17 protein-coding genes are annotated in these 20,882 nt (G+C 73.8%); 3 read left to right on the top strand and 14 right to left on the bottom strand.

Annotated features, from left to right (window positions below; all coding sequences use genetic code 11):
* Positions 1-4 precede the first annotated feature (4 nt).
* Positions 5-1,123 (top strand): CapA family protein, encoded by a 1,119-nt coding sequence (locus tag ACFZCY_RS29830; protein ID WP_391179973.1) that lies wholly within the window; start codon positions 5-7, stop codon positions 1,121-1,123.
* A gap of 18 nt (positions 1,124-1,141) precedes the next feature.
* On the opposite strand, the gene ACFZCY_RS29825 is transcribed toward ACFZCY_RS29830, so the two are convergent.
* The 4 genes from ACFZCY_RS29825 to ACFZCY_RS29810 all read right to left on the bottom strand — a co-directional run bounded on the left by ACFZCY_RS29825 (position 1,142) and on the right by ACFZCY_RS29810 (position 6,167).
* Entirely contained in the window at positions 1,142-2,140 is a 999-nt protein-coding gene (locus tag ACFZCY_RS29825) for a lysylphosphatidylglycerol synthase domain-containing protein (protein WP_391179971.1), read from the bottom strand.
* A gap of 10 nt (positions 2,141-2,150) precedes the next feature.
* Positions 2,151-3,389 carry a glycosyltransferase 87 family protein gene (locus ACFZCY_RS29820; RefSeq protein ID WP_391179968.1) on the bottom strand — a complete coding sequence of 413 codons (1,239 nt, stop codon included), beginning with the start codon at positions 3,387-3,389 and terminating at the stop codon, positions 2,151-2,153.
* Positions 3,386-4,852, bottom strand: a complete 1,467-nt coding sequence (mptB, locus tag ACFZCY_RS29815) for a polyprenol phosphomannose-dependent alpha 1,6 mannosyltransferase MptB (RefSeq protein WP_391179966.1) — start codon at positions 4,850-4,852, stop codon at positions 3,386-3,388. Before mptB ends, ACFZCY_RS29820 begins: the two co-directional genes overlap by 4 nt.
* A gap of 79 nt (positions 4,853-4,931) precedes the next feature.
* Positions 4,932-6,167, bottom strand: a complete 1,236-nt coding sequence (locus ACFZCY_RS29810; RefSeq protein ID WP_391179963.1) for an FAD-dependent oxidoreductase — start codon at positions 6,165-6,167, stop codon at positions 4,932-4,934.
* Between the two features lie 511 nt (positions 6,168-6,678).
* Here ACFZCY_RS29810 and ACFZCY_RS29805 point away from each other — a divergent pair.
* The gene (locus ACFZCY_RS29805; protein ID WP_391179960.1) at positions 6,679-8,613 is read left to right on the top strand and encodes an FUSC family protein; all 1,935 of its coding nucleotides are present in this window, start codon (positions 6,679-6,681) and stop codon (positions 8,611-8,613) included.
* Between the two features lie 32 nt (positions 8,614-8,645).
* Here ACFZCY_RS29805 and ACFZCY_RS29800 read toward each other — a convergent pair whose 3' ends face one another.
* The 6 genes from ACFZCY_RS29800 to ACFZCY_RS29775 all read right to left on the bottom strand — a co-directional run bounded on the left by ACFZCY_RS29800 (position 8,646) and on the right by ACFZCY_RS29775 (position 15,936).
* Positions 8,646-9,152: a methylated-DNA--[protein]-cysteine S-methyltransferase gene (locus tag ACFZCY_RS29800; protein ID WP_391180200.1), complete on the bottom strand. Its 507-nt coding sequence runs from the start codon at positions 9,150-9,152 to the stop codon at positions 8,646-8,648.
* A 73-nt stretch (positions 9,153-9,225) separates the two neighbouring features.
* Positions 9,226-10,722: an AlkA N-terminal domain-containing protein gene (locus ACFZCY_RS29795; protein ID WP_391179957.1), complete on the bottom strand. Its 1,497-nt coding sequence runs from the start codon at positions 10,720-10,722 to the stop codon at positions 9,226-9,228.
* Positions 10,723-10,797: 75 nt separating this feature from the next.
* Positions 10,798-11,916, bottom strand: coding sequence for a hypothetical protein (locus ACFZCY_RS29790; protein ID WP_391179954.1), 1,119 nt, complete (start codon positions 11,914-11,916; stop codon positions 10,798-10,800).
* A complete protein-coding gene (locus ACFZCY_RS29785; RefSeq protein ID WP_391179951.1) occupies positions 11,913-13,871 on the bottom strand; it encodes a hypothetical protein in 1,959 nt (652 codons plus the stop codon). The genes ACFZCY_RS29790 and ACFZCY_RS29785 overlap by 4 nt, the downstream gene beginning before the upstream one ends.
* Positions 13,868-14,605, bottom strand: coding sequence for a toll/interleukin-1 receptor domain-containing protein (locus ACFZCY_RS29780; RefSeq protein WP_391179948.1), 738 nt, complete (start codon positions 14,603-14,605; stop codon positions 13,868-13,870). Before ACFZCY_RS29780 ends, ACFZCY_RS29785 begins: the two co-directional genes overlap by 4 nt.
* 41 nt (positions 14,606-14,646) lie before the next feature.
* Positions 14,647-15,936 carry a helix-turn-helix domain-containing protein gene (locus tag ACFZCY_RS29775; protein WP_391179945.1) on the bottom strand — a complete coding sequence of 430 codons (1,290 nt, stop codon included), beginning with the start codon at positions 15,934-15,936 and terminating at the stop codon, positions 14,647-14,649.
* Positions 15,937-16,123: 187 nt separating this feature from the next.
* Between ACFZCY_RS29775 and ACFZCY_RS29770 the strand changes: the two genes are divergently transcribed.
* A complete protein-coding gene (locus tag ACFZCY_RS29770; RefSeq protein ID WP_391179942.1) occupies positions 16,124-17,338 on the top strand; it encodes a DUF4032 domain-containing protein in 1,215 nt (404 codons plus the stop codon).
* Between the two features lie 58 nt (positions 17,339-17,396).
* On the opposite strand, the gene ACFZCY_RS29765 is transcribed toward ACFZCY_RS29770, so the two are convergent.
* From ACFZCY_RS29765 to ACFZCY_RS29750, 4 genes are all read right to left on the bottom strand, one after another.
* Complete coding sequence (locus tag ACFZCY_RS29765) at positions 17,397-18,155, bottom strand: alpha/beta fold hydrolase (RefSeq protein WP_391179939.1); 759 nt, start codon at positions 18,153-18,155, stop codon at positions 17,397-17,399.
* A 163-nt stretch (positions 18,156-18,318) separates the two neighbouring features.
* A complete protein-coding gene (locus ACFZCY_RS29760; protein ID WP_391179937.1) occupies positions 18,319-19,122 on the bottom strand; it encodes a RimK family alpha-L-glutamate ligase in 804 nt (267 codons plus the stop codon).
* On the bottom strand, positions 19,119-20,024 hold the full coding sequence (locus tag ACFZCY_RS29755; RefSeq protein ID WP_391179934.1) for a RimK family alpha-L-glutamate ligase: 906 nt from the start codon (positions 20,022-20,024) through the stop codon (positions 19,119-19,121). Before ACFZCY_RS29755 ends, ACFZCY_RS29760 begins: the two co-directional genes overlap by 4 nt.
* A gap of 70 nt (positions 20,025-20,094) precedes the next feature.
* On the bottom strand, positions 20,095-20,829 hold the full coding sequence (locus ACFZCY_RS29750) for a DUF998 domain-containing protein (protein ID WP_391179931.1): 735 nt from the start codon (positions 20,827-20,829) through the stop codon (positions 20,095-20,097).
* Positions 20,830-20,882 lie beyond the last annotated feature (53 nt).

Below are 20,882 nucleotides of genomic sequence, written 5' to 3'. Positions count from 1 at the left end.
AGGTATGCGCGGCGATGCTGTGACGCTGTTCCTCTGCGGCGATGTGATGCTCGGCCGCGGCGTCGACCAGATCCTGCCCCACCCCGGCGATCCGGCGCTGCGGGAGCCGTATATCCGCGACTCCCGGGCGTACGTCGAGCTGGTGGAGGAGGTGAGCGGTCCGATCCCGCGGCCGGTCGGCTTCTCCTGGCCGTGGGGAGAGGCGCTGCCGGTGCTGGACCGGGCGGCACCCGATGTCCGGGTGATGAATCTGGAGACGAGCATCACCGGCGGCGGCGTCTTCGCGCCCGGCAAGGAGATCCACTACCGGATGAGCCCCGCCAACCTCCCCGGCCTGGCCGTGGCCCGGCCCGATGTCTGCGTCCTGGCGAACAACCACGTACTGGACCGCGGACGGCCCGGCCTCGAGGACACGCTCGACACCCTGGCCGCCGCGGGCATCCAGGTGGCGGGCGCGGGCCGGGACAGGAGGTCGGCACGCCGCCCCGCGGCCGTCCCGGTCGGTGACCACCGGCGCGTCCTGGTCTTCGGCTGCGGGACCGCCTCCAGCGGCATCCCGCCCGGCTGGTCGGCGGCCGGTGAGCGATCCGGCGTCGACGTGGTGTCCGAGCGCGCGGCCGGTGACGCCACCGCGCTCGCCCAGCGCGTACGGCAGCTCAAGCGGCCCGGCGACATCGCCGTGGTCTCGATCCACTGGGGCGGCAACTGGGGATACGACGTGCCCGAGGACCAGATCCGCTTCGCCCACGCCCTGATCGACGGCGGTGTGGACCTCGTCCACGGCCACTCCTCCCACCACCCCCGCCCCCTGGAGATCTACCGCGACAAGCTGGTCCTCTACGGCTGCGGCGACCTCATCGACGACTACGAGGGCATCGGGGGCTACGAGCGGTACCGCGACGATCTGCGGCTGCTGTACTTCGCCACACTGCGGCCGGACACCGGTGCGCTCCTGGACTTGCGGATGGTGGTCTTCCGGGCCCGGCGGATGCGGCTGTGCCGCGCCCCGCACGAGGACGCCGCATGGCTCGCCCGCACCCTCGGCCGCACCGGCTCCGCCCTCGGCACCCGTATCGCCCTCGGCCGCGACGACGTGCTCACCGCCCACCGCGCCGAGCCCTGAGCTGTGGTCCCGCAGCGGTCAGAGGATCTTGGAACGGACCAGGGCGCCCAGCACCAGCGCACCCGGGACCAGCGGAAGCCATAGCGTGATGAAGCGGTAGGCGAGCACCGTGGACGTGGCGGCCTCGACCGGGGCACCCGCCGCGACCAGCGCGATCACCAGCGCCGCGTCGACCGAGCCGATGCCGCCGGGGGAGGGGACCACGGCGGCCACCGCCGAGGCGGCCAGGTAGGCGAGCATCACATGCGGCGGCCAGACGTCCAGCTCCAGCGCGAGGGCCACCGCCACCAGGCCGGACGCCTGCAGCAGCGGGAACGCCAGCGATCCGCCCCACAGGGCCAGCGCCCGGGACGGCCTCAGATGCAGGGAGCGGGCGTCGGCCAGCGCGGTGCGCAGGAAGTCACGGATCACCCGGCGCACCCGGCGGATCAGCAGCAGCCCGGCCACCAGGACGACCGCCCCCGCCACCGCCGCCCACACCACCAGCCCGGCGGTCCGCTCCGGCAGCAGCGGGCCGACGCGCAGCGCCTCCGGGAAGGCGGCGAGCAGCACGAGCAGCAGCACGATCCGGGTGACGGCCTCCGCCAGGAAGTACAGGGCGAGCGCGGCCGAGGAGCGGGCGGCGGGAAGCCCGCAGCCCGTCATGAAGCGGATGTTGACCGCGCTCGCCCCGATCCCCGACGGCAGCACATGGTTGGCGGCGCCCGCGGCGAACTGGGTGGCGAACAGCCGCCTGGCCGGAAGCCGTTCCAGCACGGTGCCCTGCCGGGCGAACGACACCGCGACCCAGCCGAGACCCGTCGTCGCGACCGCCGTCAGCAGCCACCACGGATCGGCGGTGAGCATCTGACGGGCCCCGGAACCGATCAGCGCGCGGTGCTGGACCACCCAGACGGCGACCGCGACCAGCGGTGCGAGACACAGGACCTGGCGCAGCGGCAGCCGCCGGTACAGGGGGCGGGGCGCCGGTTCCCGCTGCAGGGGCACCGTGTGCCGCACGGGTGCTGTCAGCCGCATCGAATCGCCCCTATCCCGTCGCCGCGCGGCCGGTCGGGGCCGACCGCGGTGCCGGGGCGCGCGCCGGGGCCGTACCCGGCGCCGCCTCCCGCAGCGGCAGCGCCAGCAGCAGCCCGAGGCAGATCCACACATACGCGTTGCTGCCGAGGAAGCCGGTCACCCCGGTGGCGTCGAACCGCCACAGCCACACCAGGCTGCTGCACAGGATCACATAGACCACCGCGGCGACCCGCAGCAGCGTCCGCCGCCGCCGCGGTGGCGTATCCGGCCGCAGCCCGGACTCGGCGAGCACGATGAGCGCCGGGATCAGCCACACCAGATGGTGCACCCAGGTGATCGGGCTGACCAGGCAGGCGGCGATGCCGGTGAGGGCGTAGCCCGCCGGTTCGTCGCCCGCGGCGGCCGCCTGCCGCACCCGGTACGCCCACACCGCCAGCAGGGCCAGCACCCCGGCCGCCCAGACGGCACCGCTGGGCTCCACGGGGGCCACGAGCCGCGCCAGCACGCCTTCCCACGACTGGTTGGAGACGTAGGACAGCACCCCGATGCGGTCGGTGTCCCACAGCGCCTCGGTCCAGTAGACCCGGGAGGCGGTGGGCGCCGCGCACACGGCCAGCAGCGTGGTGCCCACCGCCGTGGCCGTGGCGGCGGTGGCGGCCCGCCACCGCCGGGTGACCACGAGATAGACGATGAAGATCGCCGGGGTGAGCTTGATGGCCGCGGCCAGCCCGGTCCCGTACCCGGCGAAGCGGCCGTGCCCGGTGGCCAGCAGCCGGGCGTCCAGCAGCACCAGGACCAGCAGCAGCAGATTGACCTGCCCGAAGCTGAAGGTGTCCCGGACCGGCTCCAGCAGCGAGAACAGACAGCCCGCCACGGTGAAGGCGAACCACGGGTTCCAGCCCTGGCGGCGCACGACCGGCCCGATCAGCCAGGTCAGGACGACCGCCGAGGCGGCCACGTTGAGCAGCATGCTGACGCCGACCGCCTCCGGCCAGCTCAGCAGCGTCATCGGCAGCATGCACAGGGCCGCGAACGGCGGATAGGTGAAGCCGTAGTCCGCCCCGTCCGCACCCGGCGTGGTGAAGTCGTAGATGTGGCCGTCGTGCAGCCACTGGCCGACGGCCCCGTAGTAGACGCCCAGGTCGAACCAGTCCCGGTGCAGCGGGACGAAGGCCAGGAAGAGGGCCGCGGCCGTGGTGAGCCCGGCCGCCAGCAGCAGCTGTCCGCGGGGCGTGGTGGGCCCCGTCATGCCGAACGCTCCGGCCGGCGCGCGCCCTTCGCCGGTGACAGCCCCGGCCCGGCGGCGAACCCCGGGGCCCACCGCGCACACCACAGTACGCACAGCGCCAGCCCGCCACCGCACACCGCGAAGGTGAGCTGCCGGGAATCCGGGGCGAAGCCGCTGGGCAGTACGGCCAGCGCGAGCACCCCGCTCACCCCGGCCACCGCGCGGCGCACCGCGCCGCTCGGCGCGGCCGCGGCGATCAGGAACAGCCCCCACAGCAGATACCAGGGCCGGATCGCCGGGCCGAGCACCGCCACCGCGGTCAGGCTCAGCCCCAGCGCGTACAGCGGTCCGCGGCGTGGTGGCCACAGCCAGACGACCACCACGGCGACCGCGGTCGCGAGCAGCCCCAGCGCGTGCCACGCCGGGGTGGCCAGCGGCGCCAGCCCGCTGCCGACGGCCTGCAGCAGGGCGCCGGTGGCCCGGCCGAGGGCGCTGGTCAGCGCCCAGTTGCCGGCGGAGGCGGGGGTGGACAGCGCCCCGATCCAGCCGTAGCCGGTGCCGGTGACGGCCGTGGCCACGCCCGTGGTGACGAGCGCCAGCGCGGCCGTGGCGAGGAAGGCGCCGACGCGCCGTCTGCGGTCCGGTGCCCGGCGCGCCCAGAGCGAGGCCACCGCCAGCAGCCCCAGCGCGGCGGGCGCCTTGACCAGCGCGGCGAGCGTGACCAGGACGGCGCCGCAGGCGGGCCACCGGCCGGTCGCGGCCACCAGCCCGGCGCCGAGCAGCCCCAGCATGACCGCGTCGTTGTGTGCCCCGCCGACCAGGTGCAGCAGCAACAGCGGGTTGAGCCCGCCCAGCCACAGCGCGGCGCCCGGGTCGGTGCCGCAGCGGCGGGCCAGCACGGGCAGGGCGAGCACCATCAGCACCACCCCGAGCAGCGCCATCAGCCGCAAACCGAAGACGCCCAGGGGCAGTTCGGCGCGCGAGGCGTGCGCGATCGCGCTCTCGAAGGCCAGCGAGACCGGGCCGTACGGGGTGGGCGTGTGCTGCCACACCGGTGCCACCTCGGCCGCGATCGGCCCGCCGAGCCGTACCGGGCCATGGGTGTAGACGTCGATGCGCGCGTGCACCATCGCGCCTTGGGCGAGGTAGCTGTACACGTCCCGGCTGAACAGCGGGGGAGTGGGCAGCAGCGGGGCAGCCCAGGCGGCGAGCGTCATCAGCAGGCTGCGGACGCCGGGCGGGCGCGGCCCGCGCACCTCGCGCCCCAGCCACCACCAGGCCGCCACCAGCAACACCAGTCCGAAGTAGGTGCTGACCAGGCCGAGCGCGGCTCTTCCGGAGTCCGGGGTGAGGGCGTCCCCCACGGGCAGCGCTCCGGCCGTCGCGCCACCCGCGGCGAGGGCGACCGAGCCCGCGAACCCGAGAAGCCGGCAGTGGTGCGGAGCGATGGCGACACCTTGGACGAGAACACGACGGACCAGCACCCGCCCCACACTCGCCGTGACGTATGGCCGAAACGTGACGCCGTGGTCACCGATGGCTGACCGGGAGGTGTCGGCCCCGTCACCCGCCCGGGCCGGCGACTCCGGCGAGCGCTCCGGCCAGGGGCGCGCTGCCCTCGATCGACGACCAGGCCGCCTTGTCGGTCACCAGCCGGCGCAGTTCCAGCACTTCACGCGGGCTGTTCCAGCCCAGCACCCCCACCACCCGCCCCCGGTGGCCGTAGCCGACCACGAAGTGGCGGTCGTCCAGCGCGCCGTGGAGCACGGCGAGTTCCGCGTCGGCCGGAAAGATGCCGTACGCCTGGATGTGGGCGTCGTACTGGTCGGTCCAGAAGTACGGTACGGGGGCGAACGGCCGGTCGTCGCCGAGCAGGTTACGGGCGACGGCCTGGGCCTGCTCGGTCGCGTTCAGCCGGTGCTCCAGCCGCATGCGGGCGCCGAAGTGTTCGTTGTACCAGGAGGCGACGTCACCGGCCGCGTAGATGCCCGGCGCCGCCCGGCAGGCGGCGTCGCACTCCACGCCGTTGCTCAAGGCCAGACCGGACCCGGCCAGCCAGCCGGTCGACGGGACCGCGCCGATGGCGACCACGACGAGATCGGCGCGCAGCACCGTCCCGTCGGTCAGTTCGAGCCCGGTGACATGGCCGCCGGCCGAGAGGAACCGGGTCACCCCGGTGCCGCAGCGCATGGACACGCCGTTGTCCCGGTGCAGCTGCCCGACGAGCCCCGCGATCCGGTCGCCGAACTGGCGGCGCATCGGCACCGGGCGCGGATCGATCATGGTGACGTCCAGCCCCATCCGGCGCGCGGCCGCGGCGGCCTCGGCGCCCAGGAACCCCGCGCCGACCACCGCCACCGTGGGCCTGCGCTGGAGATCGGCGCGCAGGGCGAGCGCGTCGTCGAGGGTGCGCAGCAGATGCACCCCGGCCAGGTGGTGGGCGTCGGGCAGGCCGCGCGGGGTGACGCCGGTGGCGATGACCAGGGTGTCGTACGGGACGCTGCCGCCGCCGTCCAGCAGCACCCGCTCGGCGAGGGTGTCGAGCCCGGTGGCGGACCTGCCGAACAGCAGCTCCGCGTCGAGCGCGTCCAGTTCCTCGTCCGTACGGAGCTTGATCCTGTCGTGCTCCCAGGTGCCCGCCAGGATCTGCTTGGACAGCGGCGGCCGGTTGTACGGGGTGTGCGGCTCGTCGCCGATCAGGGTGAGCCGCCCGCCGTAGCCCAGCGAGCGCAGCGTGACGGCGGTGGTGAGCCCCGCCACCGAGGCGCCCACGACGACCACGTTGACCGGGCTGCTCACGACGCGGCCAGGGCGGTCGCCGGGCCGGGACGGACGGCGGCGGCCCGGCGCAGACCCGAGGCCGCGCATCTGTCCTGATCTAACGTCACGTGCACGGAGTTCTCCACGCTTGGGGTGTCGGGCCGGGCGATGCGGGGCTACCGGAGCAAGGGGCAACGAGCTCACCAGGTGAGCCGGTTGGTAAACGACCGTTCTGCAGGCGCGACACGGAGGCTAGTTGGCCTTGTGTGCACAGCACAACACGCTGAGTTCAAAGATGGCCAATGAGGGTCACATATGAGCCTGGCATGTGCACGAGCTGGTCGGCGTGGCGAATAAACTCGGTCAAAATTCAAAAGTGGCAGCTCATCGACGTACATGGGCGGCATGGGCGGTTGTCAACCACCCCTGGGTCACATGGCGGAAACGCGCAGGTTACGGAAGCTCCTTTCGGCTCACGTACCGTCGAAGGGGTCGATGCGATGCCACGTCGGCCACACCCACCCCGCGGTACTCGGAACACGGAGGATCCTTGCGCGCGCTCCCCGCCCTGCCCCACTGGCTGACGCACCCCCTGCGCGGGGTGCGGACGCTGCGTGGCCCGGTGCCCTGGCCGGCGGTGCTGCGCGGAGCGCTCGGCGTGGGCCCGGCGGTGGCGGCGGGAGTGGCCACCGGCAACACCCCCGCCGGGGTGACCGCGGGCCTCGGCGCGATGTTCGCGCACATCAACGACCGCCCGGCCACCCGCCGCACCCGCACCGTACGCATCGGGCTCCCGGCCCTCGCGGGATCCCTCGGCCTCTTCATCGGGGCCTCGTTCGCCACGCTCGGGCTCGGCCCGTGGATCGCCCTCGCGCTGGCCACCGTCGGGCTCGTCTCCGGTGCCCTCAGCGCCGTCGGACCGGTCTGCTCGAACGCCGGGGTGCAGCTGATGGTGCTCGCCGTGGTGGGCGCCGGAATGCCGCTGCCCGAAGCCCCGCCGGTGCGCGCGGGAATGCTGCTCGTCGGCGCCACCTGGGTCGTCGTGATGGCCTCGCTGCTGCCCATGGTCCACCGCTTCCGCCCGGCGGCCGCCCCCGGGCCCGACGAACGGAGCGCGGTGGCCGCCGTGTACGACGCCCTCGGCGATCTGATGACGGTCGTCGGCACCGAGGGCGCCCAGGCCGCGCGGCGCCGGCTGACCTCCGCGTACGACACCGCGTACGAAGCCCTCTACGCCCACCGCATCCCCTGGCAGCGCCCCGACGAGGAGGAACGGCGGCTGCGCGACCGGCTCGCGGTGGCCGGAGGGCTGAGCGAGGCGGTGCTGACCCTGCTGTGGGAGAACGAACCCCTGCCCGCCCGGGTCGCCCGCACCCCCGCCCAGCTCGCCCGCTCCGTACGCACCGGACTGCCCCCGGGGCGGCTCCCCGCCCCCGTACCCGGCACCGCGGGCAGCATCGCCGTGCACCGGGCCGTCCTGCTCGCCGCCCGCGTCTTCGACGGCGAACCCGCGCCCCCGGTCGGCGCCGTAGGCCCCGACCACCGGCAGCGGCTGCGCCGGATGCTCGGCCCGGCCGGACGGGAGTACGCGGCCCGGGTCGCCCTGTGCGTCGGCGTGTCCACCGTGCTCGCGCGCTCACTGCCGGGCGACCACTGGTACTGGCTCCCGGCCACCGCCACCTTCCTGGTCAAGCCCGACATGGGCCCGCTGGTCTCGCGCGCCCTCTCCCGGGCCTTCGGCACCGCGGTGGGCGTGGCCGTCTTCGGCGTGCTCGCCACCCTGCTCGGCCCGATGACCGGCCTGCCCGGGCTGTGGCCGGTCGCGGTGGCGTCGGTGTGCGCGGCGGCCATCCCCGTCTCCGTGCGCCACTTCGCGCTGCAGACGGCGGTGCTCACCCCGCTGCTGCTGTCCCTCGTCTACCTCGGCGGCGACACCGACCCCGGCTACACCCGGCTCAGGGACACCCTGCTCGCCTGCGTGGTCGTGCTCGCCGCGGGCGCCCTGCCCGGCCTCGGCGGCCCGCGCGCCCAGGTGTCCGTCCGCCTCTCCCTCGCCGTCCGCGCCACCCGCGACCACCTGGACCGGGTGCTGACCGCCGAGGCGCCCTACGCGGAGCGGCTGCGGCTGCGCCGCGAGGCCTACCGCGCACTGGCCGACGCCCGCCGCGCGGTGGAGGTGGCGAGCGCCGAACACCCGCCGTTCGGGCGGGACCTGGCGGCCTGGGCGCCGGTGGTCTCCGCGCTGGAGGAGATCGTGGACGCCGCCACAGCGTGCGGCGTCCGGCTCGACCAGGGCGCGCCGTACCCCGACGCGGAACTGGCCGCCCGGCTGCGCGCCGGACTGTCCGACCTGGCCGACGCCGTCGCCACCCGCCGGCCCCCGACGGACCTGGTCCTGCCCGCCGGGGCGGCGGTGACGGACTGCGCGACCCTCGCGGATGTCACCGCCGGGCTGCGCAGGGCCCGCCGGCTCGCCTCGCGCTAGCAGCCTCACCGGCGGGGCGATCAGGGCGCCCGTCAGCCGCCGATCGCGACGCCCTCCAGGTGCAGCAGCCGCTCCTTGCGGTCCAGGCCGCCCGCGTACCCCGCCAGCGAGCCGTTCGCACCGATGACACGGTGGCAGGGGCGCACGACCAGCAGGGGGTTCCGGCCGATCGCGGTGCCCACGGCGCGGACCGCGGCCCGCGAGGCACCGGCCCGCTCCGCGATCTGGCCGTAACTGACGGTCGTACCGTACGGAATGTCCTCCAGCGCCTGCCACACCCGCTGCTGGAACGCCGTCCCACCGGAGACGAATTCGAGGTCGAAGCGGGTGAGCTCGCCCGCGAAGTACGACCCCAGCTGGTCCACGATCTCGGCGAACGCCGCGTCGTCGCGCCGCCAGCCGTCCTGCACCGTGACCCCGCGGGTCTGCTGGGGCACCGAGAGGGAGGCCAGCGCGGTGCCGCCCTTGGCGGTGGCGGACGGCGCGCCCGCCAGCAGCAGTTCGCCCAGAGGGCTGTCGATCGTCGTGTAGAGGGCCATGGCCCCGTCCTTTCCTTGCGTGTTCACGATGGTCCGTCCGATGCCCTCGGGAATCGGACACCGCGCCGAGGGGTCATGCGAGGGGAGCCGGGGCGGTCTTCGGGGCGTTCCAGAGGTGGTGCATGGCGTACGAACGCCACGGCCGCCAGCCCTCGGAGTCCTCCAGGAACGCCCCGGCGCGGCGCGCCCCGGCCCGTACCGCGACGTCCCCTTCCAGCAGGACGTCCGGGTCGCCCAGCGCCCGCATCCGGATGTAACCGGCCGTCCACGGGCCGATGCCGCGCAGCGCCAGCAGCTCCTTCTCGGTCCGGTCGCGGTCGACGCCGGTGTCCAGACGTACCGCGCCGGTGGCGAGCGCGGTGGCCAGCGTGCGCAGGGTCGCGCGCCTGCTCTCCGGCATGCCGAGGTCCGTGAGCGGGCGGTCGGCGAGGTCGCCGGCGCCCGGGAAGAGATGGGTGAGCCCGCCGCTGGGCTCCGCGAGAGGTGTGCCGTACGCGGCGACCAGGGCGTTGCCCAGCCGTTGCCCCGCGGCGACCGACACCTGCTGGCCGAGCACGGCGCGCACGGCCAGCTCATGCGCGTCGGCCGAACCCGGCGAGCGCAGTCCGGGCCGCGCCGCCACCAGCGGCGCCAGCGCGGGGTCGGTGCCCAGCCGCTCGGCAACCGCGTACGGATCGGCGTCCAGGTCGAACAGGCGGCGGATCCGCTGGGTGGCGGTGGTCAGATCGCGCAACTCGGTCAGATGCAGCCGGCACTCCAGCCAGCCGTCACCGGGGCGCTCGTCGATCTCCACGACACCGTAGCCGTGCGGCAGCCGCAGCGTACGGCGATAGGTGCGGTCACCCCGGTCGCCCACGACCTCCTCCACGCCGGTGAGGGCGCGGCGGGCGAGATAGCCGAACACCTCCGCGGTGGCGTACGGCCCCCGGTAGGCGAGCCGCAGCGGCACCCCGGCCGACGCCGAGGCGGCCGCCGGCGTCCGCCGCCCCACCGGGCCGAACCGGGAGGCCCGGCCCGGGCGGGCGGAGCGCAGCTCGGTCGGGGTGGCGGCGTAGATCTCCCGGATGGTGTCGTTGAACTGCCGCACACTGGCGAACCCCGCCGCGAACGCGATCTCCGCGGCCTGCAACCCGGTCGTCTGCAGCAGTATCCGCGCGGTGTGGGCGCGCTGCGCGCGGGCCAGCGCGACGGGCCCGGCCCCCAGCTCCGCGCCCAGCTGCCGCTGCACCTGGCGGGCGCTGTACCCCAGCCGTGCCGCCAGCCCGGCCACCCCCTCCCGGTCGACCACCCCGTCGCCGATCATCCGCATCGCCCGCCCGACGGCGTCCGCCCGCGCGTTCCACTCGGCGGAGCCGGGCACCGCGTCGGGACGGCAGCGCCGGCAGGCCCGGAACCCCCCGCCCTGCGCGGCGGCCGCGGTCGGAAAGAAGCGCACGTTCTTGCGATGGGGCGTGGTCGCCGGGCAGCTCGGGCGGCAGTAGATCCCGGTGGTGGCGACGGCGAAGAAGAATTCACCGTCGAAGCGCGCGTCACGGCTGCACACCGCCTCGTACATGCTGTCTTCGCTCATCACACCCTTACTGTGCGCCATCCCGGGCCGATGCGCTGGCGGAAAACGGACATGGCGCTCACGGCGGGCCGCGGGTCAGGGGCTCCGCTCTGCCTCCGGCTCCCACTCCGCCTCGTCCGGCGCGCCGTCGAAGGCGTCCGGGGACGGGACTGACGTGGCGGGGGTGACCGGAGTGACGGGAGTATCGAAGCGTGCGAGCAGTTCTTCCCCGGCCTCCGGTGAGGCGTAGGACGCCGCGGTGTGGGCCATCTGCCGGGCGAACAGGGCGCGTTGGGGGTCGTCCTCGGCGAGTCCCATGGCCTCCAGCAGGGCCGCGAAGTGGTCCGCGGCCGACGCGGGGGCCTCCGGGCGGGGCGCGGGCGCGTGGCCGTTGTGCTCGTAGGGCGCCGGCTGCGGGAGCGGATACGGGACCAGGTGCCGCAACTGCGAGGGGACGTCCGTGTTGTTCGCGGCGGAGGTGAGCTGGGCGAGCAGGCCCAGGTCCTTCACGGTCTTCTCCACCTGGTCGTCGTTCCGGGCGAGCCACCAGACGACGGCGCTTCCGGTGTCCCGCAGCACGTCGGTGCCCAGATACGCGCGCCGGTTCTGCTCGTACTTCCTCTCGTGCTCCCACACCGCCTCGTCCTTGCGGACCGCGGCGAGCTTGTCCAGCCGCGCCTGGTCGATGTCGGAGAGCATGAGGGTGACGTTCTCCGCCATGGCCATCACCTGGCCCCCGGCGGCGGGCCGCATGGTGCCCAGGGCGCCGTTCAACTCGTGCTGGACGAGGGTGCTTCTCGCGGGCGAGGCGACCTCGGTGATGCGGCGGGCCCGCTCCAGGACCGCCTCGATGGCCAGGGCGCCGGGGTTGATGACCGGGGCGTCCGGCGCGGTGTCGGCCGGATGCCAGCGCACCATCGCGGAGAACAGGAAGTCGTAGTCCGCCTCCTTGCTCGGCAGCGCGACCTGGCTGACCAGGTGCTCCCGCCGCTCCAGCGGGGGAATGGGCAGATCGGGCTCGTGCAGGAGTGCGCGCGGCAGCGGATCCGGACGGCGGCCCGCGAGCTTGGCCAGGAGCAGGGGGACGGCGATGAGCGCGGCGACCACCACGGGCCAGACCCACAGCGGCCAGTCGGCGCACAGGCCCAGGATCACGAGCAGCAGCCCGCAGATGATGGTGAGGAAGGCCGTCACGGTCTTGCGGCCAGAACTCATGGTGCGATCTCCCCGTTCCGGATGGCTTGAGCAGTGTTGATCTTGTCGAAAAGGAGGTCGACGAGCGGCGTCCGGCGATCCGGGCCCTCCGGCGGCGCATGGGCCCAGTCCCGGGCCAGCACATACAGCCGGCCCAGGACATCCCCGCGTCCGCCGCCGCCCTCGACCAGGACATCGAGCAGCGCGTCGCGGTGCCGCTCGTGCTCCCAGGCCGCGACCAGCCAGCCGCGCACCGGCTCGGCCCAGTCCTGATGGGCGCGGCGGCGGAACACGGCGCCCCAGCCGGTGACGAGCTGGCTCCGTACGCCGGTCTCCGCGAGCAGCGGACGTACCCGGGCCCCGGGATCGAGGAGCGGGCCGGGCTCGGTGAGTGCGAGGAACAGCTCGGCGTCCGCGGACCAGTCATGCTCCGCAAGACCGTGGGCGAGACGGAACAGCATGAGGCGGTGCAGCCGGTGATCGGCCCGGACGAGCTGCAGCAGCGCCTCGCGGGCCGTGGTGCCCCGTACCTGCCGTCTGGCCAGATGGTGGAGCCGGACCATGGCCTCGTCCGGGTGGCGCACCGCCATCACCTCGGCGCAGACCCCGACGAGCACATCGGCGAGGCCCGTGGACAGCGTCTGCTTCGACCAGTCGTAGATCTTCCTCCGGAAGGCCCGGCCGTGCGCCTGATCGTGCAGACCGCGTTCGAGCGCGTGGGCGGCCGACCGCAGCCGCGGGTCGCCGCGCGGGGCGGTGGCCCACTGCGCCACGAGCGACAGCAGCTCATCGGTGTGCCCCGTCCGCAGACACTCTTCCGCGAACCGTCTTGCCAGGTCGTCGCGGTCGTCCTGGTCGAGCCGGGGCAGCAGGACCGTGTCGGCCACCCAGGCGCGCAGCGGGCCGCGCAGCTCGGGCAGGTGGTTCCAGAAGTGGGCGCGGATCGCCGTGTCGTACCCCAGCTCGGTGAAGCGGACCCTGGCCCCGGCGTCGGTCTCGGCTCCGATCTCCTTGAACCGCTCCGCGAGGTCCGCGCGTTCCAGCAGCGGACTGGTGTCCTCCGGGTAGCGCGCGGCCTTCAGCAGGGACGCGGTGGCCTGGTGGACGGCGTCGGCGTGGGCCCCGTGCAGCATGGCCGTCGTGAGCAGCAGGGCCCGCTGCGGCCCTTCGCGCAGCGTGGTGACCAGCTGGGTGACGTCCTCGTCCCGGGCCGTCACCGCGGTGAGCGCGGCGGCGCACCACTCGGGGAAGCCGCCTGCGCCGCGCGCGGCGTTCCGGGCGCGCTGGATGAGGGCGGCGAGTGCGGCGATCTCCCGGATGGGCGGCCGTCCGGCCAGGTATTCGGTGAGCCGCGCGGGTGGCCGTGCGACCTCGGTGATGCCGTCGTGCCGCAGATAGGCGCGGAGCAGTCTCATCTCCTGCGGGCGCGCCGTCTCCACGAGGAACTGCTGGAACTTCGTGCGGGACTGGTTGCCCTGATGGTGGGGGAGCACTACGACCAGATGGGCCCGCTGGGCCCGCACCTCGCTGCGGAAGGACGACAGTTCGCCCTGGATCTCGTGCCACACCTGTTCGTCGGTGGTGGACAGATCGAGCAGGAGCTTGTCACCGTCCCCGATATGGGCGGGGTTGAGGCGGGGACTCTTGTCCAGGTCCGGCAGCACCTCGTGGAACCGGCCCGGCCCGCCCAGTTCGCGCAGCAGCATCCGCGCGGCGGCGTTGCGCCCGCTGCCCGGTTCACCGTCCAGCAGCACGGTGCCGGTGTCCTCCAGGCGCTCACGCGCCTCGCCGAACCCCGGGGGGTGGACGAAGCGCGCGTGGAGCCAGGCGAGTTCGTCCTCGGCGACCCGCAGCGGTGTCCGGCCGCGGGAGTCGACCAGCAGCGCACTGGGATCGCTGATGCTGATCAGATTGCCGGAGCCGGTGTGGACCGGACCGTACGGCCGGTCCACCCGGGTGTGGAACGGGTCGCTCACCGCTCCTCGCCCCCGGCCTCGCGCCGCCGGGAACCGCCGAAGCTGTTGCTGATACCGCCGTGGTTGTTCCCGGCGACATAGGCGACGCCGTCGCCGGAGATGGTCGGGGAGTGGGTGTTGATGTCGCCCCTGCCGGTGTGCACCGGGCCCCGGGAGTCCTTGATGACGGTGCCGACGTCGCCGGTGATGTCGCGCGCCTGGTTGGCGGCGCCGGTCACATCCCCCACCGCGTTGTGGACGGCACCGCCCTCGTCCGGCCGCGGGGCGGGTCGGTCGGCCGCCTTCAGCTCGGGCACCAGCTCGGCCAGGGCGTCGCCGATGTGCGCGAGGTCGGCCGGGGCGTTGTGGTGGTCGAGCCGCAGCGACTGGCAGTCGGCCAGCCAGGCCAGCTCCTCGGGCAGGTCGGCGGCGCGCAGCCGCTCGGTCCGCCGCCCGTCCAGCAGCGGGACGACCGGTATCCCGCACTCGTACGCCTCCAGGATCTCCCGGCGGACCCAGTCGTCCTCCTCGTGGAGCCGCGGGTGCCCGGCCCATCCCGGGCCGATGACGGCGAGCAGGGCCCCGCTGCGCCGCACGCCATTGAGGAGCGCCCGGGGGAAGGCCTCGCCCGGCGCGATGGACTTCGAGGCACGGTAGATCCGCTCGTCGCCGAAGCGGTGGGACAGCGCCGTGTCCAGGGTGAGCGCGGTCTTGTCACCGTCTCCGGTGCGGTAGTTGATGAAGACGTCGGTCATGGCGGCCTTTCTCGGTGGCGGACGGCGGTCAGCTGTACGGATCAGAGGGCGTCGGGGCGGAGGGCCGCGGTGAGCCGCGGGGTCAGGGCACGGACCGAGGGGTTCTTGGGGTGCCGGGCCAGCGTGTGCGCCAGGCGCCGCAGGTCGGCGGTGATGGTGGCGGAGGCCACCGTGACGGCGGTACCGAGCAGCTCCTGGGCCAGCTCGCAGGCGTGGTCGATGTCCCCCGCCACCGCGTGGGCGAGCGCCCGGCGCATGCCGTAGCGGGCCTGGGTGCGCAGGGCCTCCGGCGGCACCTGGGCCATCTGCCGGTCGATGGTCTCGGCGGCTTCGCGCGGACGTCCCAGGTCGAGCAGGCACCACCCGGTCACCATGGCCACGGGGTCGGTCAGATGGGTGGTGCCGATGACGGGCGCGTCGGAGTCCGGGGTGTGCCGGGCGAGGAGCGTCCGCGCCCGGTCCAGGCTGCGCATGCACGCGTCGTAGTCGCCGTCCAGCGCGTGGCCCTGCGCCTCCCGCTGGGCGGCCAGGCCGTGGATCCGGGGCGGGAGCGCGCCGCCCTGTGCCTGCTGGGCCAGGCCGACGGTCTGCGCGGCGTCCTGGCGGTACAGCGTGATCAGCGCGCGCCGCACCAGGGCGTACGCCGCCAGGTCCTCGTCGCCGCCCGCGGCGGCCAGTGCGACGGCGCGCCGGGTCCACCACAGGGCGGCCTGTTCGTCGCCCGACTCCTGCATGAGCCAGCCGATGTACTCCGCGTACCGGGAGGCGAGCCTCAGCAGGCCCTGCCGGGTGTGGTTACCGGCGCCGCGCGACAGTTCGCGCAGGGTGTGGGTCTGGGCGATCAGCGAGGGCAGCACGAAGGACGGGCCCACGGTCTGCCCGAGCCGCCGGTACTGGTCGAACAGCGACCGGGACACCTCCAGCAGCGATGTTCCCTCGGCGCCGGACGGCACCGGGGAGGGGCCGAGGCCCAGGCGCATCATCGAGGCGGCTCCCGCCGCCATCACCTGCCGCCGGTCCATGGGCTGGAACCAGCTCGGCCCGTCTGCCGACAGGTGCATCAGCCACACCTCCTCGTCACCGTGGATCTCCTCTGTGGTGTCCGCTTCCGAAGGCCGCAACGGGACCAGGGCGGCCAGCTCGCCCCCGGCGCCGAGCGCGGCGTCGCAGAGGCGGGCCAGCTCCGGGTTCGGGGGCTTCAGCCCGCGCTCCACCTTGCTGAGCTGGCCCTTGCTGTAGTGGACCAGTCCGGCCAGCCGGTCGAGCGTGACCCCGCCGGCCAGCCGCAGCCTCCGGAGTTCAGAACCGAAGCGGTGACGTTGCTCGAGCACATGCACCTCCGTAATGCCCTGCCGAGCAGCTGTGTGTCACCGCAAGTCAGCGTGGTGCAGCCGTCGGGAGCGGGCAAGGCGAACCGTGTTGTTTCCTGTTTCCACTTCGAAAGGCAACCGGAAGCGGATACGTGTGTCGAGATGGCGCACACCCGTGTCGCACACGCGTACCGCACACTGGTGTGTCATGGAGCTCCAGATCACCGCCACCTCGCCCGAGCACCCGGCGTCACTCCTCGACCTGCCGTGGAACATGCCGCTGGAGGAGTGGCCGGAGGCGCATCTGGTCGCCCTGCCGCGCGGCATCTCCCGCCACGTCGTGCGGTTCGCGCAGGCGGGTGGCGAGGTGGTCGCCGTCAAGGAGGTCGGGGAGTGGGCGGCGGTGCGGGAGTACGGGCTGCTGCGCGACCTGGACCGGCTCGCCATTCCGGCCGTGGACGCGCTCGCGGTGGTCACGGGGCGGACCGACGGGGACGGTGAGCCGCTGGAGCCGGTGCTGGTCACCCGCCATCTGGTGGGGTCGCTGCCGTACCGGTCGATGTTCGAGACGACCATGCGGCCCAGCACCATCAAGCGGCTGCTCGACGCGCTGGCCGTGCTGCTGGTGCGGCTGCATCTGGCCGGGTTCGCCTGGGGGGACTGCTCGCTGTCGAACACCCTCTTCCGGCGTGACGCGGGCGCGTACGCCGCGTATCTGGTGGACGCCGAGACCGGGCAGATCCAGCCGAAGCTGACCAGCGGGCAGCGGGAGTACGACGTGGAGGTGGCCCGGGTGAACATCGCCGGGGAGCTGATGGACCTGGAGGCCAGCGGCTCGCTGCACCCCTCGGTCGACCCGGTGCTGTTCGGCCAGGCCATCGAGGAGCGGTACACCGCGCTGTGGCACGAGCTGACCCGGCAGTCCGTCTATCCGGTGGCCAAGCGCCGCTACATCGACCGGCGGGTGCGGCGCCTGAACGACCTGGGCTTCGACGTGGCCGAAATGCAGATCGAGCGCTCACCGGACGGGGACACGGTCACCTTCCTGCCGAAGGTGGTCGACGCGGGCCACCACCAGCGCCAGCTGCTGCGGCTGACCGGTCTCGACGCCGAGGAGAACCAGGCCCGCAGCCTGCTGAACGACCTGGAGGCGTGGATGGCCACCCAGGACGACTACGCCCCCGGCGATCCGCTCGGCGCCCGCCCCGAGGTGCTGGCCCACCGCTGGGTGCGCGACAAGTTCCGGCCGACGGTGCGGGCCGTCCCCCTGGAGCTGCGCGGCTCCGCCGACACCGCGCAGATCTACTACGAGGTGCTGGAACACCGCTGGCTGCTGGCGGAACGGTGCCAGGGCGACGTGGGCCTGCAAGCTGCCGCCGAGGACTACACCCGCAACGTCCTGGGCGCCCGCCCGCCGGAGTGACCGACGGGCGGACGGCCGGGCGCGCGGACCGGCGCCGGCCGACGCGGTTCGGCGCGGGTCAGGGCCGCAGCGCGGACAGCGTCCGCGAGATGGACGCGATGACGGCCGGTGCCTCGTTGTTGAGGTAGAAGTGGCCACCGGGGTACGTGTGCAGCTCGAACCCGCCGCTGGTGTGCTCGCTCCACTTGCGGGCCTCGTCGACCGTCGCCTTGGGGTCGTTGTCGCCCACGTGGACGTGGATGGGGGCGGTGAGCGGGGGGCCCGGCGTGTACCGGTAGGTCTCCGCGGCCTTGTAGTCGCTGCGGATCGCGGGCAGCACCATCCGCAGCAGCTCCTCGTCCCCGAGGACCTGCGAGTCGGTGCCGCTGAGCGCCTGCATCTCGGCGATGAGGCCGTCGTCGTCGCGCAGGTGGACCGACTCGTCGCGGCTCGTGGACGGCGCGCGCCGCCCCGAGGCGAACAGCACCGCCGGCACCACGCCCTTCTGCTCCAGACGCAGCGCCACCTCGAAGCCGAGGGTCGCACCCATGCTGTGCCCGAAGAGCGCCAGCGGCTTGTCCGTGTACGGCAGCAGCTCGGGCACGAGCGCGTCGGCCAGCTCGCCGATGGTGCTGACGCACTCCTCGTTACGGCGGTCCTGGCGGCCCGGGTACTGGATGGCGAGTACGTCCACCCCCGGCGAGAGCGCCTTCGACACGGGGAAGTAGTAGGAGGCCGATCCGCCGGCGTGCGGCAGGCAGACGAGCCGCGTCGTCGCGTCCGGCGCGGGATGGAACTGCCTGATCCACAGACTGGTGCCGGTGGGGTTTGCGGTCACCTGACGTCCTTTCGAGCCACTGGTCGACGGCGTACGCTCGCGCGCACACACGGAATACAAGCCTGCCGGTTCGCCCCGAACGGCTACAACCCCTATTTTTCGGACGCGTTGTCACTAGGGGCTCGGCGGGGGTTGGGTGGGGGACACCCAACGGGCTTCGCGGTCACGCCCGGACGGCGGGCCGGGGACCGGCGGCGCGCACCGTCAGGGCCGCCAGCGCCTCCGGCGCGCCCGCCTGGCCCCGGACCCCCGGGAACGCGTTGATGTCCACGATCACCGGCCCGTCCGGACCGCGCAGCACATCCACCCCGTACACCTCCAGCGCGAACACCGAACCGACCCGGCGCACCAGATCCAGCCACCCGGGCGGCAGATCGTCCAGGGGGAGCGGCAGCGTCAGACGGCCCTCCCGGCCCACGGCCAGCTCGGAGGTCCGCAGCGCGGCGAACACGGTGTCCGCGACGACCCACAGCTTGTGGTCCCAGCCGTCGTTGGGGGTGAAGTCCTGGACCACTACGGGCTCGTCGGGCCACGCGGCGGCGAGCTCCGCCAGGCGTACGGGGTCGTCCACCCGGGCCACGAGATCGTGGCGGCGGCTGTGGCGGCTCTTGACGACGACCGGGCAGGCGAGCCGCGCCGCGTCGAGCCGTGCGAGCGCGGACACCGTACGGGTTTCCGCGAACGGCAGGCCCGCCTGCCGCGCCAGCGTCGCCATCGCCGTCCGGTCCTGGCAGAGTTCCGTGGCCGCGGCGGAGTTCACCACCGCCGCGCCGCGCTCCTCCAGGGACCGGGCCAGCGCCAGCGCCCTCGGCGTACGGGCCTTCAGCAGATAGACGTCGGCCGGCTCGCCGGGGACGGCGGCGGCCTCCGGATCGACCGCGAACACTTCGTGGCGGGGCGTCAGCAGGGCCGCCGTATCGGCGAGGAGCTGATGGTCCGGGTCGGCGGTGATGAGACCGACCCTCATCCGGCACCCCCCACCGTCGCGGGCATCTGTACGGCCATCGGCACCGGTGCCGGTCCGGACAGGGTGCCGAGCACCGTGCCGGGGCCGGTCCCGCCCTGGCGGGCCAGGTCCAGCACCGCGCGCCCCACCCGCGCCGCCGCGTCCGGCACCTCCTTGAAGCTGGGGAAGTCGTTCACGTCGACCACCACCGGTCCGTCCGGCCCCAGCAGAATGTCGACCCCGTACAGGTCGAGTCCGTACACCGCGCCGACCTCGGCGGCGATCGCGGCCACTTCGGGGGACAGCGCGACCCGGCGCCCGCGTACGCCCTGGTCCGGGCCGAGCGGTGAGCTGCGCTCGGTCGCGTACAACTCGCCACCGACGCAGTACACCTTGAGGTCGATGCCCGAGTTCGGCACATAGGGCTGGGCGATCAGCATGCCCTCCCGGGCCAGTTCGGGACCGAGCGCCGCGAGCCGGCCCGGCGACGGCACCAGCCGCACCGCCCGTCCCGAGCTGCCGTCCGCGGGCTTGACCACCAGCGGGAACTCCGATTCCGGTATCTCCGCCAGCGCCTCGGGGCGGGCCGCCGCGTAGGTGGCCGGCACGGGCAGGCCACGGCTGTGGCCGATCGCCGCCGCCAGCGCCTTGTCCCGCACCCCGCGGATGGACCGCGCGTCGTTGACGGTGGTGAGTCCGACCGCGGCCGCGGCCTCCAGCAGCGTCAGACCGGGCCCGCCGGACACGGTCTTGAGCACCCAGGCGTCATGGCTTCCGGCCCGGATCGCGTCGGATATCCGCATCAGCGAGCGGCCGGGCCGCAGGACGTCCACCTGATGGCCCCAGGCGGTGAGCTGACGGATCACCTCTTGCGGCATCCCGTCGTGGCGATAGCGCTCCTCCACCAGAAAGCAGAGTCTCATCGGTCTTCTTCCTCATCACCGGATACATCGTCCGGGCTGCCGCCGAGCGGATCCGGCAAGCCGTGGACCCTCAGGATGTCATCATGTGTTCTCCCGTCATTTCCTGCCCCACCCGGTTGGTCCGGTCCCGGCGCCACGGGCCGGGTGCGCGGAGGACGGCGAGGGCCATGACGAGCGTCCACAGCTGCGGTCCGAAGGCCGCGACCCGCTCCAGGCCGCCCAGTCCGATACCGGGATCGTGCTGGGTGAAGAACATCCATGCCGTGGTCACCGCGGCGGCGCCGATGCCGTAGGCCGCGACGCGCGCTCTGCCGAAGAGGGAATGCCGGGGCGCGCATCCGGCGAGGAGAAGCCCGATGTTGCCCACGCCCATGATGAGGAGCGCGCCCAGGACGTGCAGGTCCTCGTCGACGTCGGCGGGCACCAGCCCCACCAGGATCCAGGCGCCGGAGTTGACGGCGAACAGGATCCGGGCAGCGCGCGTCATCCGGCCCCGCCCCCAGTGGACGGCGGTCAGCAGCGTCCCGAGAAGCAGCAGCACACCCTGGACGGCGAACGACGTGTTCATGAGGCCGTGCAGCGGTGAACAGACGTACCGCGGACGCGAGTCGTCCCACATCCCGCAGTGGACATTGCCCAGGTCGCTGATGTTGTTGTCGCGCCAGCTGTAGGGCGTACGCCAGCGGGACCCGGCGATCAGCTGGACGGCCAGGAACTGTGCGGCGCCGACGATCCACGCGGCGGCGCCGATCCTGGCCGCCGGCAGCCCGCGGGCACCGGGAGGGGCTACGGAGGTCGAGTTCATGATCACCTTTCAGCGCTGAAGGGGTCGGCGGGGCATGCGCAACGCTCGCAGTC

Origin of the sequence: Streptomyces sp. NPDC007983 (genome assembly GCF_042958345.1) — a bacterium.
GTDB lineage: Bacteria > Actinomycetota > Actinomycetes > Streptomycetales > Streptomycetaceae > Streptomyces.
The sequence above is the reverse complement of the archived record's forward strand: the minus strand, read 5'-3'. Positions and strand labels throughout refer to the sequence as shown.

What these genes read in the sequence shown, in the direction of transcription:
- ACFZCY_RS29790 (WP_391179954.1), bottom strand. Translation starts at nt 11,916, where the DNA reads ATGAGTTCTGGCCGCAAGACCGTGACGGCCTTCCTCACCATCATCTGC.
- ACFZCY_RS29830 (WP_391179973.1), top strand. Translation starts at nt 5, where the DNA reads ATGCGCGGCGATGCTGTGACGCTGTTCCTCTGCGGCGATGTGATGCTC.
- ACFZCY_RS29795 (WP_391179957.1), bottom strand. Translation starts at nt 10,722, where the DNA reads ATGAGCGAAGACAGCATGTACGAGGCGGTGTGCAGCCGTGACGCGCGC.
- ACFZCY_RS29820 (WP_391179968.1), bottom strand. Translation starts at nt 3,389, where the DNA reads ATGACGGGGCCCACCACGCCCCGCGGACAGCTGCTGCTGGCGGCCGGG.
- ACFZCY_RS29825 (WP_391179971.1), bottom strand. Translation starts at nt 2,140, where the DNA reads ATGCGGCTGACAGCACCCGTGCGGCACACGGTGCCCCTGCAGCGGGAA.
- ACFZCY_RS29780 (WP_391179948.1), bottom strand. Translation starts at nt 14,605, where the DNA reads ATGACCGACGTCTTCATCAACTACCGCACCGGAGACGGTGACAAGACC.
- ACFZCY_RS29770 (WP_391179942.1), top strand. Translation starts at nt 16,124, where the DNA reads ATGGAGCTCCAGATCACCGCCACCTCGCCCGAGCACCCGGCGTCACTC.
- ACFZCY_RS29755 (WP_391179934.1), bottom strand. Translation starts at nt 20,024, where the DNA reads ATGAGACTCTGCTTTCTGGTGGAGGAGCGCTATCGCCACGACGGGATG.
- ACFZCY_RS29750 (WP_391179931.1), bottom strand. Translation starts at nt 20,829, where the DNA reads ATGAACTCGACCTCCGTAGCCCCTCCCGGTGCCCGCGGGCTGCCGGCG.
- ACFZCY_RS29800 (WP_391180200.1), bottom strand. Translation starts at nt 9,152, where the DNA reads ATGGCCCTCTACACGACGATCGACAGCCCTCTGGGCGAACTGCTGCTG.
- ACFZCY_RS29760 (WP_391179937.1), bottom strand. Translation starts at nt 19,122, where the DNA reads ATGAGGGTCGGTCTCATCACCGCCGACCCGGACCATCAGCTCCTCGCC.